A 13,973-nucleotide genomic window follows, 5' to 3' on the forward strand; every position below is an offset into this window, starting at 1 on the left:
ATTTTTTCGTATATATATGGAGAAATGTAGATTTTTTCAACAACCCTCCTATTGTTTTAAATCTGTATGTCCAACGTGTTATTGCTTGAATCAAATTCCATATTTGCTCCTAGGCCTTTCATAGCCTGCACTGGAATGTATGTAATGCCATCGATCACTTTTGGAGCCACGCTTAGCGTGTTGCTTTTCCCATCATAGAAGGCTTTTTTACTTCCTAGGGTCAAGGTAACTTTGTGTTTGTTTTTTGTAATACCAATTGTCCCACTTTCAGGATAATAAGCAAACGTCGCTTTCAATCCTTCAGTAATATCACGTAAAGGAACTAGATTATACCCCTCATATTGTAAAGGTTTATTTGTAAAGTTTACTTTCGTATCATTGATGAAAACCTTTAGATTGGATTGCGTATACTTTGGTTTAGACTCTTTAGGTTTTATAGATTTTGATGTAGAAGATGATTTAGAGCTTTTTGATGAAGAGCTTTTAGAAGATTTATTCGAGTTCGAACTAGATGAAGAACTCCCTCCGTTATGATAGTGATATTCTCCGTATTCCAACCCCCATTTTGAGCAATTAGTCCAGCAAGTGTGACCACCATAAGCATCTGTTCTTCCTGGATGAGCTAAAACAGTTGATGCATTTAAAAGAAGAGAAACAGAGACCAAAGTAGTAAAAACCTTCTTTTTATTCACTATGACATCCTCCTAAGGAACCATTTCCCTTATACTATCATAAGGTTTCTGTTAATTAAACATTCAAATTAAATTAAGAAACTTTCTTATAAAATAAAAATCCGTCAGAATCTGACGGATTTTGAAAAGAATAATGTGCTCACTTAAGTAACTTATAATAATTGTAAAAGGTGAAGGTTTCTTGAAGAACTATAAAATTGTATTCACTTCAAATTATCGCTTCATGTTATATTTCGAAATTTCAAACTTCTCTTAGCATGAGAGATAATTCCAATACTTGATCAAATCTAAGTCATTAAAGAATATAAATCAATCAGTATCTAGATATTTCTCTTCAACTACACCAGATTCTCTTAGCATTTTATATAAGATTGAAATATCAGAGTTGGTACGTCTTCTTCCAAAACGATTTTCCGAAAATGTAAAATATAAATGTCTTTTTGAACGCGACAAACCTACAAAAAATGTACATTTGTCTTCATCCTCTTGATTAGCAAAACTCCAAAAAGAATTATCATCAAAACCAACAAAAAACACTGCCTCGAACTCAAGTCCCTTACTTTTATGAATTGTCATTATTGGAATTGAGTCAGCACCTTGAAAGGAATGGATAGCACCCATCCAATCACCATTATTTTGCTGGAGATATTCATATAAATAATCAGTAAAGTTCTGAAGAGAATTATTTAAATGCTCTCCTTGTGAGTATTGAGGAAAATGTCTTTTTATTTTGTCAATCTCGTAAAAATTCATTATATCTGAAATCAATAAACCTAATTCATCTTTAAGAGTAACCTTTTGTAATTCACTCTTTATATTAATTAACTTTTTCCTGACACTTTTTCTAATTTCATTAACTTGATTTATTGTACCAGACTTACCCTCAAAAAATATCTTTGCCTCCCAAATAAATGACCAAGCGTCACTATCCCTGTTATCAAGAGCAGATCTAAAAGTATAGATAATGAGCATCACTATATCTTCTTTCAGTAAATCTTGAAATTTCGCCTCATTTCTAGCTTGTATACTTGATTTTCCCAAAATCTCAATAATTTCATTACTAAATTGATTAACACTTTGTTTCACTATAATACAGATATCTCTAAACGTTATTTGCTGATCATTAACTAATTCAATTATTTTATTGGCAATATGCTCTGCTTCGATTACAGAGTTTTTAAAATACCATATTTCCGCAACTCCTTCATCCTCATTCCATTTTGGGTTTGCAAGAGGCGAGAACGGAACCTTTTGTAAATAATTATTAACTATCTTTTGTATTTCAAGTAGTCTTGGAGCTGATCTATGGTTCATTAGTAATGTATATTTATTCGAATTAAAATCATTCTTGTAAGCATCAAATACATCAACTTTTGCTCCTGCCCATAACATAATTCTTTGCCTGTTATCTCCAACGGCTGTGAGAGAAACAACAGAGTTATAAAAACATACCTTCACTAAAGCATATTGCACGCCTGTGGTATCTTGAAATTCATCTAAAAACACATGAGAATAGGTTTTTCTTAGAGAATTTAAGATTAATGGATTAGTTTCTAAAATATATATGGCTAAAATAGAAATCATTCCAAAACTCAAAGTTGGTTGAATTTCGCTATCTCCTTTAAGTAATTTATGCCAAACGCTTTTAAAAACCCCTGTTACATTCTCCAATCTTTTTTTAGTTAAATGGTTAATGTGCCTCTTTCTATCATTAGTGTTACTTAAGTTTATTCCTAATTTCGAGAATACCTTCACAAATTCATTATCATTTCCAGCTATTTTATAATTGGGATCAGGCCTAAATTCCTCAGGTAACGAATATAAAAATCTATCTAAAATACTTTTCGCAAATGAATCGAATGTTTGAGATATGAATCTAGATCCCAAGTCCATAGGCAGCCTTTTTTTCACTCTCTCCTTTAAGTTTAATGCTGCATCTTTTTTGAAACTTATAGCTAATATTTTTCTTGGGTTTACACACATATTCGTCTCTAACAAAAAACTCGCCTTTTGAGCTAATAATTCAGTCTTTCCAGCTCCTGGCCCTGCAATAACTAAAGAATTATCTAATTCCCTAACAGCTTCCATTGCATTAGGCTCTAGTGTTAAACCACCACTTGGTTTCCATTCGCTCATTAATGTCGCCATTTAGTTCATTCCTCTTTATTTAGTAAAAGCTTGATTTTCTCAGCTATGTTAATAAACACTTCTGGAATTTTTTCAAGTAAAACATCTTCATCTATATAGTTTATTGCTTGTAAATGTGTCACGGGCTTACCTCTTGTTAGAAAGAAATAACTGTACCATACCATTAGTTCCTTTTGTTCTTTAGTATACGTCTTGCCATCTCCACCGTTCTTCTTTAGAGCTCTTCTTACATCACTATTTACCCGCTCTTGATAAGCTGTGCTTTTCTTATCTTCCTCACTTAACTCATTGACTCTTTTATGTTTCTCTCCTTCCGCTATTTTGATCAGTGGCCCCTCATTTTTTTCTAGAGTTGCTAAATAAGCATCCAAATAGTTTTCAAGCATCAAAAAATCCACATCTAGAGGATTTGAAAAATAAACATTTTGTAGTTCAAGTACTTTCATCCACGCATCAATATGGTCATTTGTCTCCCAATTATGCATATTATCCAATTCATGTACTGAAAGAAAACTTCCATTTTCGAGTTTTAATAAATCCTCTCTGGTTGAACCATTTTCAAGAAGTTGTTTTAAAGCATATTTAATCCTTCCCCAACCACCACCATCCCTTTCTCTATCTAAATCTAACAAGGTGATATATGGAATATTTAATTGATTTAAAAGTTTCCAAAAGTGATTCACATGTCGACCACCTAAAGGAACAACAGAAATATCTACATCATCTAATTCTTCCATATACAAACCTAAAAATTTTGGTATTAATATCTCTTCACTGTCGCCCTCCCCTAATAAAACTAAAGATGCAAAATATAATTCTGGATATGCCTTAATCGCTTCTTTTACATATTTATATGACTCGTCTAATTTTTTGGGAAGCAAAATCTCGTTAACAATAGTTCTACCATTTTCTATCCTTAAGTGACGAATTTCAGTGGGGTCTACACGTTTAATAATCGATGGACTATGTGATGTTATAAGCACTTGTGAGTTGTTTTTGCTACGTATGTTATTCAAATTCTTTATAACCTTTCCTAGTAAATGCGGACTTACGTGATTTTCTGGTTCTTCGACTAAAATGAGAGTTAGAGCTGGCGGATCAATATTTAAAACTCGCTCTTCTTCAACTACTTTATTCTTAATTTCTGTTATAGCCTCATTTTCTAGTTCAAGAAGAGAATCTATTAATGTTAAGTAAAATAATGACTTTAACCCATCCCCTAGGTCATTCACTTTGAAGGATTTTTCCGTATGTGAAGGTGTGAATTCTACTTCTAGCTTTTGAAGAATACTATCTAAATCACTACTGCCGAATTTTATATTGGCCTCATTGTATCTAGAATCACTATGATAATTTCTCCATTGAGAAGAAACCACTTTCCTAACTTGACTTATTCCAGATTGTTCAGCAACTTGCTTATCCAACTCATCAATTTTTTTGTTTATCAATTCTTTATCTGAATCTTTCCAATTAATCTGATTTAAAATTCTCCATAGTATAGTTCCAGTAGCATTCTTCAGTTGTTCGGATGGATTCCTCACTGCTGGAATATATAAAACTTGAATTTTATCTCTATCATTTGCAGAAATGGGTTTTAGGCCGTTTTCTCCTTTATTCACTACATAATAATATTTACAATCTATTATTCCTTCAGGTGAACTTCCTTTTTTAAAACTTGCATCTAAACGTATAACAATATATGGATTCCCCCTGGTTGGTCTACTATAAAATTTTCGAAATACTGAGCTATTCCATAATCATCCTCATCTTCACCTTCACTATCTTCATCAAAGAAATCAAAATAAGATTCTATGTAAAAATTACTTTCAACTATTTCATCTGACGTTTTGTGTAACGGAATATGAAAATCAGATTTACTAATTCTCGAATTACCGAACAACTTTTGAAGTGCACTTAGTACTGTAGTTTTTCCGGAACTATTATGCCCGACAAAAGCTGTAAGATCAGTAATATTAATTGTTGTATCACTTGGCCCAAAACTACGATAATTATTCAGCACTAATTTGGTTAGTTTCATATTCAAGTCCCTTTCATTCTTCGATTTTTAGTTTCTAATACAGCTAATAAAAAAACAATTCATTCTCTTGCCCAGCCAAACAAAGAAGCTTCTATGCTGCACAAACTCCAAAGCTACTTTTTATTTTAAATCTTATAGAGTATCAGATAAATTGAGTGTCCGTTTACATACATCACATTTAATTTGTGTGATAAGCCCCAGACCTGTGGGAATAAAAATATATTCAAACTTAGCACCTGTTACATCAATGGGAGTGCATGAATCCCATTCTCTAATCGCATCCATCATTTCATCCGTAATTTCAAAATTCATCACTATCCTCCCCCGATTCTTTTCATTTGAAATACAATTCCAATCTTCTAATGATCTTTTTCCCACCACTGCATAATGGCTCTAATATAAGGGAAGTTTGTTGCTTCCTCGGGGGTCATTTCCTCTGCAATTCGTTTAGCTAAAGCGATTTTATTGGAAATCCAAGGGGATAGATCCGTGAAGGGGTTATCGCTCACTTCTCCTTCAGCTAGCTTCAAAACTTTGTGTAAAGCGCGTAAGGGATACATGTTTTCAATCGTGCGATAATCTGTTGAAATATAACATTCTACACCTTCTTTAAAACATGCTTGCTGGTAATCCCTTTTTTTCTTCGTCAGGTGTCCACCTGAACTTACAGATTGGACTAAATCACTATCTAGAATAACCATTGCTTTGGGATGTATTTTCGTCAGATCTGATGGAGAAATACTGTATATATTTTCTCCACCCATAGGTATAATTATGATTCCTTCCTGTTCTATATCCACCTCACACTTTTTCAAGAGTAAGGGCATCAATGTACTTTCCGTTGTTCCTTCTACAAAAATAAAACCTTTAGATGAAATTGTATCTGGCAAATATGCGCCAATTGCTTGAAATACAGTCGATTTGTCATTAGGCTCGATTGCTCTAGCGATAGTTTCTGATCCATCATGTTGGATGAGATACAACCGATCTTTATCTTTCAGATTTTTCATAATAAATGGGGAATGCGTGGATACAATCCATTGAATTTCAAAGTCATCGGAGAGTTCTCTTAATAATTTCAGAAATCGCACTTGCAGTTTGGGATGCATACCGGTTTCAGGCTCATCAATGAAACCGATAGTTTGATGATCTGAACCAGACAATAGACGTCCAGCTAAATATACAGCACTAACTACACCAGATCCACTACGAGTCAAAGGTTGAGTTTTCGATACTCCGTTCACTTTCCACTCAATGAAAACATCATAACCGTTCATTCCTTCAGGAATATTGGTCGATATCGAAATGACCTCGGGGAATAAAACTTTCACATAGTGTAGCAGTCTCTTATATAAACCTTTTCGCATCATTTCCTCTGTTCTAATCTTTTGGATAAACCCTACGAGTTCAGAGACATTATATCCTAAGTAAGAAGCATCCTCTTTTTTAGATTTCATTTCTTGTTGCTGAGGAGTATAGCTTCGATTAGGGGAGATAAAGAAACTCCTGTACTCAAACTCTCCTCCTGATCTTAACGTCATTGAGAGCCAATTGCATAACTTTAATAAGCTTCCAACTTCCTTAATATCATGATAGTACTTATCTAATAGTTTTAGATAAGTAATTTCGATAGACTCATCAAATGAAAATTTACCTGCAGCTCCATAAGGATCATTAGTTTCTCTAAGATTTGTGTTTTCATACTTATACATGATCAAATGATTAAACAAATATGATAACTTCTCCACAAGTTCAGGATGATGTATCTTCGATGCTACAGGTTGAGCTAACTGTTTAATCACATGTCTTCTTACCTCAGTTGGCAGAGTCGTTATAACAGAGAACTGACTTTCATCGACAATGTCTCCGTTACTTTTTTGATGTTTGCTACCTGCAAGATACACATTCTCTATTAAAAATTCATCATGCCTATCACGAAGTGACTTCATAGTTCCATATATCCCCATTAAAATTGCTGTTTTTCCGGAATCATTCTCTCCTGAAAGCACAGTAATTCTCCCTAAATCAAGTTCGACTCCTGGATCATCTCCGATGGATCTCCAATGTTTTATCTTTGCTTTCAGAATAGACATTTAAGGCCCCCCTCACTATTCAAAATAAAAACTGAGTTGCTGGTTCTGAACTACTCACTTAATCTTACTCCACAACATGTATAGCCCTCCGTATAAGAGGGCTATACCTTATTACTCAATATACAATTGTTGGTTCAACCCAAGTTTTAGTCTCTTATATCACAAGTTTAGAGATAGTCCCTCTAGGTACCTAATGAATCATTTTGAACCGAATCATTTCTTACTCTGAGTCAGAAAATTTCCGAAACGCCTTGTTCGGGATATTGATTAATTTATATTTTGTAGCAGGCAGCCTTTGTACTGCTTCTCGAGTTTCAATATCCTTTATAGTGATGCCCACGATAACTTGAGAATTGTTCATTTCAATTATACTATTGAAAAACTTCTCCACATCGTTAATCATAATACTATGTTGCGCAGGCTCATCAAATATTAATAATCCAGGGTGATTTCCTGATATATTGTTCGATGTCTGAAGCAGAGCTATTACAAATGCCCAGATTGCTCTTATGTTGTCACTAGCTGATGAATCAAACTTCATATCGAAACCCTCAATAACAGGCAAATATGAATCTAATGAAATTTCAACTGTGTTCAAATTAAATACACTTTTATATCCAAAGTTAGTTAAATTATTAACAAAATTGTTTCTTAATGACTTTATTTTCTTCTCATCTAATTCTGTTAGTTTTTTCTTTGGCAGCTTTTCTTTTTCCTCCAACATAATTTTCCAGTCATTCGATAACCCCAACAATCTACTTTGTTGGTCTGTAAAAAATTGGTTTAATCGATCGAGACTAGTAATCTCAGAATCGAGTTGTAATCTCTTATGAATAACTGTTTCAGAAATATTTTCGTTGATGGAATATAAATCATTACGTAAAGACTTCGCTAAACTACGAAGTGTAAACAACCCACTTTCTAAGTGTTCAATCCTCACTTTCAAAGTACTACTATTTTTGAAATAGCTATTCTTGGCAAACTCAAGCATCTCCTTTTGTGCAGTTAGATGTCTGATATTTTCATCAACACTCATAAAATCCATATCTGCAGAATTTGGAATTAGAGTGTCCTGAATACTTTGATGGCATACCGGACAAATGTCTTCAGATGTCATTAAGCTTATTTCTGAACCCAAATCTCTAAGTCTAGCTGCATCTTTATTATTTCTAATATCAGCCTCTATCATCTCAAGATTATTAGTTATTTTTTCTATGCTAGTATTCTCTGAATGAAGTAAAGATCTACACTTATAAATATCTCTTTCAAATTCTTCAATAGATAATTCCGTAGCATTAAGTTCTTTTTGGATCTCATCAAAGTTGTCTACAATTTTAGGCTTCAAAACCGACAGTTGATTGTATCGATCTCTTAAAGTATCCACATATTCGTTAAGCCTAATATCTTCTTTTTTTATACTTATTGCTAAAAAATCTTCATCTGTAAGAACTTTAGGATGTATGGGAAGACCGTGAGTGGTACACGACTCTCTATTAGTTAGAACGATGATTTCCTTTATTATGGAACTCCATTCGCTCCTTATACTACTCTCCCTTGCACGCAGATAGTCTTTTCTCTTTTCGTTTTCTAAAGTGTCCAGATTAACGATAAACTCCAATACACGTTTCTTAGATTCTCTGATTCCCAAAACTGGCATACCGGATAGAATATCAGCCCATCCATGCTTCTGTTCAATAAACATTGCTGCGAAAATCAACTGTAAATAGAGTTTTCTTGTCTTATCATCAGTTGAAGGAACCAAAGGCAACTGAATATGCAAAAAGCTTTCTAAAAAGCTGTGAAAACCCTTTTTATTTACAGCTGAATTTTGCATATGTACATACATATCTTCTTTTAATACATCTGAATTACCCTTCCTATCAATTCCGCTATAAAAAACAGTAACCAATTGATATTTTCTGTTTTCCATTTTCGCTGAGCGATAAACTGTTATTGTTTCCAGTCCATTAGATATTTCTAAATATGCACCTGATTCCAAGACCGGATAAATGTTCTCACCATCTTCTATCGAACTCTTATAAACCGAAGTTAGTACCTTTTCGCCCTTTCCTCCGATAATCTCTTCAAATCCAAGACAATAATAAATCGCTGCTATAATAGAGCTTTTCCCGCGTGTATTGTCTTCACTTGCTACAAAGTTTAAACCATCATTAAATGAAGTCTCAAACCCGTACATACCGTTACTAGTCGCAATATCAATTTTCAACCTTCTAATCCTCAGCACTAGAGTACCTCCACAGAGAAGTAATATATTTTATTTTTTCCTCAGTTAACATCGTTGACAATGAAGTTAAGTAACGAATCTCTTCAGTCATTAAATTTTTCTCTTTAATGATTTGTTTTGCATAGGACCTCCCTCTTGCTGTAAGCCTAAACAAACCGTTTTGTTGTTGATAAACCAGCCCGTCCGCAGAAGCATAACGGATAGCATGATTCACAGCTGGGTCAAACCTAACTACAGTGTAATTTGTTAAATTATCATAGGCTAAGCTTTTTAAATTTTGCATATCCTGTTTTGTACTAAGTCCCATGGAAATCATATGTAGCTTCAACAAGGAGCATCCCCCACGGCTACATATATCCATGATTAAACAAAGCTGTGCCATTTTATAACTTATCCTATAGTTATAAGGTACAGCATCTGGCTTAGCATCAAATACGATTTCTTCTCCAATTAAAAAACGTTTATCCAATTATATTCACCTACTTCTAAATTGCATTGAACAATCAGCAAGCCAACCACTTACAAGATCGTTCTTCAGTTCCATTACTGATGCAAGTGTAAGATATGTAAACTGTTGCTCTAATCTTTGCTGGAAATCGTCCAGAATCTCGTTAAAAAGCTTTGCGTTTATCGAGCTATCTGTATTCATCTTCGTCCTCATTGATACTTGTTTTTTATACGCCTGTTCTAATACGTATATATCTTCATATATTTCTGGATAGGAAACCCTTAGTTTCTTTAGAATCTCAATGCCCTTCATATAAAAATCTACATACATGCCTACAACATCAATATAGTCTTCATCCGACTCATCAACATCTCCCATCACTGCCTTAACCTTTCTTTTGATATTATTCACTTTTTCTGAATCACACTCAGACCAATCCAAAGTACTTGTATGATATATAGCTAAATTCAATTTCATGTCAGATAATGTTGTTCTAACAATTCTAGAAATCTCAACCTTGAAATCTTCGGCTTGCTTTATAACAATAATAAATTCATCATCGATATAATCATATTTTTGCGGATCTGCTCTTTTTATCATAAGCACTTCTTGACGTTTAGTTTCTGCGTGTGTGACAATTCTTGCATCTCTATACAGAGGGATCACAAAATGCCACTCTTTAATTTTAGGCACCCCAAGATCTTTTAACCTTTTAGCGTATGTTAGGTTGGTCAGCTTTTTTATATCAGTTGTCATTTTGGTTCTTAAGTGACCATAAAGATCGTCATCGCTATATTCACGCTCAGGACAGTAACACTGATACACTCTACCTTGGCGAGTAAACCCTTCAATACCGGCATCCCCACCATGAATTGCTGGTATTTCTGTGAAATGCTCATCTTGAAATTTCATTCTATAACATGAATTCATGAGCGACTCCCAAGACTTCCCATCCAATGGGGTGTCTATATAATTTAAAATCAAGATCCTTCCACTCCTAATAATTTTATTGATATTGAACTACTATAATCAGCGTCTAACTTTAATACATTAATATCCACTATGAAGGTTTCGACTGAGAGGATATATCGAACTTTAGCTAGCTGAAAATTAAGGAATACCTTTACTATAACTACTAACTTATCAATAAAATAAAACTGATCGTTTATCTGAGGAAGTATGGCTGACATTAAATCATCTCCTCACTAAATTAAAATATGTAATAAATCAAATGTCTTTGCGTTAGAGATACAACCTAACATAGTAAATTATACCCTATTGAATTTGCGTATCCTGTCTAATTTTGTCGAATACCATTGTTTATCGCCAATTTATGGTGACTAAATCGCGTCCTAGTTTAAAAATTAGTAACCCACTTCAATCTATATTTGAGGAAGACTTTTGTGAATATATAAATTCTGAATAGGAAAAATTACTCTAAACGGACCTCCAGTATTTTATTTCTGCTTTATAAATACTCATCTATTGACTCCCTTCTCCTCGAATCATTGAAACTGAAGCTTAATTTTGGGTGTTTAAACGACTTGCTCAAAGTATCAATGACAAACCTACATGCTGCAATAATAACGTGTATAAACCCTCCACAGAGAGGGCTCATACACGTTATTACACTATTTTCAACTCTACTTTCATTATCGACTTTTATTCATAATAGGTGTAGACGTATAACGTAAATTCAAGTCACATTATCTGAAACCGATAGTTTAAAGACTTTCGCCTTTTTGATACACTTACATTAGTCAATAGAAAGCGAGGTTGGATTCGCATAAGAACAAACTATACGATTTCGAAGCAGTCTGATATTGAAGGGTTTTCATCGTATTCTTGCCGCCATTGTTCTGAGCCATTTAAATTAGCTCCAAACGAGGCTGAAGACGATACCGTTATTGAATATTTTTGCCCATATTGCGGTTTACCAAGTCCACCATCATCATTTATAACGGAGGATATATTGGAACACGCGATGACGATTGCCCAGAACGAGGTTAATCATTTACTCAATGATTTTATGAAGAATCTTGGAAAATCCTTTAAAGGAAATAAAATTGTTAAAGTTACGACGAAGCACAAAAAACTCCCCATTCAAGAACCACGATTACTCGTGGAAGAGGATGATTTGGAGATTATAATTATGAATTGTTGTGAGAAGAAAATTAAAATAGACAACTTATCTAAAATTGTTGGGAATCCGTTTTGTCCTTATTGTGGGGTGAGCTGAGATGCAAAAAATAGTGGACCATAAAGAATTTAAGAAGCTAAGCCTCAATTTTAGAAGAAATGCTGGGAATCTCTTAAATTGTGATGATTACGATGAAGCACTCCGACTTTTAAAATTTTTCTTAGAAGCCATTAACTCTGAACCCTTGATTGCTGATTTTATAACTAAACATAATACTCAATCTTTTGATATTCAAATGATAATCGATGAACGTCAAGGAGCATTTGAACTCCCCCTTTCGAAAACTGAAGAAATATCTTTTATTTATCAGTTGCTAACTTACGCCTCTGAACATGCGCAAAATTACATGGTGCTGTCTTATGGATATTCTTCAAAATACAGTGAAAGCGTACGACGATTCAATCAACACGTTACTAAACGTCTTGTGAACTACATTGGAGATTATTTACAGGAGTGGGCGATTGATATGGGATATGAACAAAATCCTCAAGCAAAAATTATGATAACCGGAAAAGTTGGTCAGTTGAACTTCACTGAGAACGGTAATATTAATGCCATTCAGAACAATAACGGTGAAGATCTACAAAAAGTGACTAAAGAACTTATTGCACTGATTTTTTCTCACCCTAATATATCTGACGAAGATAAAGCAGACACCGTGGATATTGTGGAAACTGCAGTTGAACAAACTCAATCGGAAAAGCCCAAGTTAGGAATATTAAAAATGGCAGTTGAAAAACTAGCCCATCTCAAATCAATATCTGATGATGGGACAGCTCTATGGACTAAAGCACAACAAGTCTTAGCCTACATTTCTTTATACCTACCCTAATTTTCTATAGGCAGCAATATAACTCCAGTATTATTTAATACACCTTTTCTTTTGATTTTCGGTAACTTAATTATATTGAGTATAAAGACGTGAATTGGAATCCTGGTCAATTTGAACGGCCAACCAGTCACGTCTTTTTACTTAGACTGATTGTCAAGCCAAGTGCGACAGTTCCTCTGCGAAAGATTCGTGAGAGGTTCTCCAGCCTAAACATTTACGTGGTCTGTGATTGATTAGATCGAGTGAATGGGCCAGATCTTCATCTTCTACTTGAGCGAAATCGGTACCCTTGGGGTGGAATTCTTGCAATAATCCGTTCCCATTTTCATTGGAACCACGTTGCAAGGAAGAGTACGGATCGGCAAAATAAACGTGCAACTGATGGGTGTTTTCCACGCTGGTATAACAAGAAGACTCCCTACCTCGGTCAAGCCTTTAGGGTACTGTGATATGGCTACGCCCAGCACGATTTCCATGGACAATGCCGTACAATCTGGCATGAGGATAGCGGTGTATTGACGTGTCTTGCGTTCAATAAGTGTGGCTAGGCATCCTTTACTTTTCCCACGACCAGATACGAGCGAATCCAGCTCCCAGTGCCCAAACGTTTCACGAGAACGAACTTCTTTCGGGCGATCTGAAATGATTCGGCCAATGGTGAATTTCCCCCGTGTTTCTGTAGGGTTCCGATGTTTACCTTTGTGCCGAAGAACCTGTAATTCACCTCGAACCAGTCGTCCCTCGTAGAGCCAGCGGTAAATGGTTTTGAAGGAACCGTAGGCAGGCCATCGGTGCGGAAACGTTCGCTAATTTGTTCAGGAGACCATGTCGCCTGAAGTTTTTCCTCTAACGTAGCAGCGAGTCTAATGGACCATTTTCCAAGTGGACGGGAAATTTTACGGCGTTTCTGTTACCCACGATGAGCTTGTTCTCCTTGATAGGGTTTAGATATACCAGCACGCTCCAATTCACGACGAATCGTTGCTAGATGCCTCCCCAGTTCTTTTGCAATGGCTCGTGAACTTTTGCCTTGCTGATGTAGGATTTCTAGCTTGCTGCGTTCGATTATACTAAGAAGTAAGTAGCTCATAGTGGAACTCCTTGTATGAATGTGGTGTAGGAACCTTCATTCTACACGAATCCGGCCATGGGCCATTATTTATTTATTTCCAGTCGGTGTCGCACTTCATATTACAATCCGTCTTATAAAAAAACGACCTTTTCTCAGCATTAGAGAAAAAGTCGTTTTTTCAATTCCATTTAAACTGTGGACTAAA

General features: G+C 34.8%; 11 protein-coding genes and 1 pseudogene. 2 read left to right on the forward strand and 10 right to left on the reverse strand.

The features are described from left to right. Positions 1-56: 56 nt before the first annotated feature. The 9 genes from C0Q44_RS02555 to C0Q44_RS02590 all read right to left on the reverse strand — a co-directional run bounded on the left by C0Q44_RS02555 (position 57) and on the right by C0Q44_RS02590 (position 10,576). Entirely contained in the window at positions 57-692 is a 636-nt protein-coding gene (locus C0Q44_RS02555) for a copper amine oxidase N-terminal domain-containing protein (protein ID WP_105405918.1), read from the reverse strand. A 309-nt stretch (positions 693-1,001) separates the two neighbouring features. Then, the gene (locus C0Q44_RS02560; RefSeq protein WP_105405919.1) at positions 1,002-2,840 is read right to left on the reverse strand and encodes a UvrD-helicase domain-containing protein; all 1,839 of its coding nucleotides are present in this window, start codon (positions 2,838-2,840) and stop codon (positions 1,002-1,004) included. 5 nt (positions 2,841-2,845) lie between these two features. After that, positions 2,846-4,459, reverse strand: coding sequence for an ATP-dependent nuclease (locus C0Q44_RS02565; RefSeq protein ID WP_258166141.1), 1,614 nt, complete (start codon positions 4,457-4,459; stop codon positions 2,846-2,848). A 62-nt stretch (positions 4,460-4,521) separates the two neighbouring features. After that, the gene (locus C0Q44_RS30685; RefSeq protein ID WP_258166142.1) at positions 4,522-4,878 is read right to left on the reverse strand and encodes an AAA family ATPase; all 357 of its coding nucleotides are present in this window, start codon (positions 4,876-4,878) and stop codon (positions 4,522-4,524) included. Between the two features lie 132 nt (positions 4,879-5,010). Beyond that, positions 5,011-5,190, reverse strand: coding sequence for a hypothetical protein (locus tag C0Q44_RS02570; RefSeq protein ID WP_105405920.1), 180 nt, complete (start codon positions 5,188-5,190; stop codon positions 5,011-5,013). A 47-nt stretch (positions 5,191-5,237) separates the two neighbouring features. After that, positions 5,238-6,971 carry an AAA family ATPase gene (locus tag C0Q44_RS02575; RefSeq protein ID WP_105405921.1) on the reverse strand — a complete coding sequence of 578 codons (1,734 nt, stop codon included), beginning with the start codon at positions 6,969-6,971 and terminating at the stop codon, positions 5,238-5,240. 220 nt (positions 6,972-7,191) lie between these two features. Then, entirely contained in the window at positions 7,192-9,198 is a 2,007-nt protein-coding gene (locus C0Q44_RS02580; RefSeq protein WP_146113413.1) for a hypothetical protein, read from the reverse strand. Positions 9,199-9,202: 4 nt separating this feature from the next. After that, entirely contained in the window at positions 9,203-9,685 is a 483-nt protein-coding gene (locus C0Q44_RS02585) for a helix-turn-helix domain-containing protein (RefSeq protein WP_105405923.1), read from the reverse strand. Positions 9,686-9,691: 6 nt separating this feature from the next. Then, positions 9,692-10,576 carry a hypothetical protein gene (locus tag C0Q44_RS02590; RefSeq protein ID WP_219845167.1) on the reverse strand — a complete coding sequence of 295 codons (885 nt, stop codon included), beginning with the start codon at positions 10,574-10,576 and terminating at the stop codon, positions 9,692-9,694. A gap of 1,060 nt (positions 10,577-11,636) precedes the next feature. On the opposite strand from C0Q44_RS02590, the gene C0Q44_RS02600 reads away from it, so the two are divergent. Then, positions 11,637-11,903 carry a hypothetical protein gene (locus C0Q44_RS02600; RefSeq protein WP_105405926.1) on the forward strand — a complete coding sequence of 89 codons (267 nt, stop codon included), beginning with the start codon at positions 11,637-11,639 and terminating at the stop codon, positions 11,901-11,903. Between the two features lies 1 nt (position 11,904). After that, the gene (locus C0Q44_RS02605; RefSeq protein ID WP_105405927.1) at positions 11,905-12,696 is read left to right on the forward strand and encodes a hypothetical protein; all 792 of its coding nucleotides are present in this window, start codon (positions 11,905-11,907) and stop codon (positions 12,694-12,696) included. 153 nt (positions 12,697-12,849) lie between these two features. Here the strand turns inward: C0Q44_RS02605 and C0Q44_RS02610 are convergent. Then, a pseudogene (locus tag C0Q44_RS02610) lies at positions 12,850-13,786 on the reverse strand (IS30 family transposase). Positions 13,787-13,973: the final 187 nt, after the last annotated feature.

Source organism: Paenibacillus sp. PCH8 (genome assembly GCF_002968835.1).
Lineage (GTDB): Bacteria > Bacillota > Bacilli > Paenibacillales > Paenibacillaceae > Paenibacillus.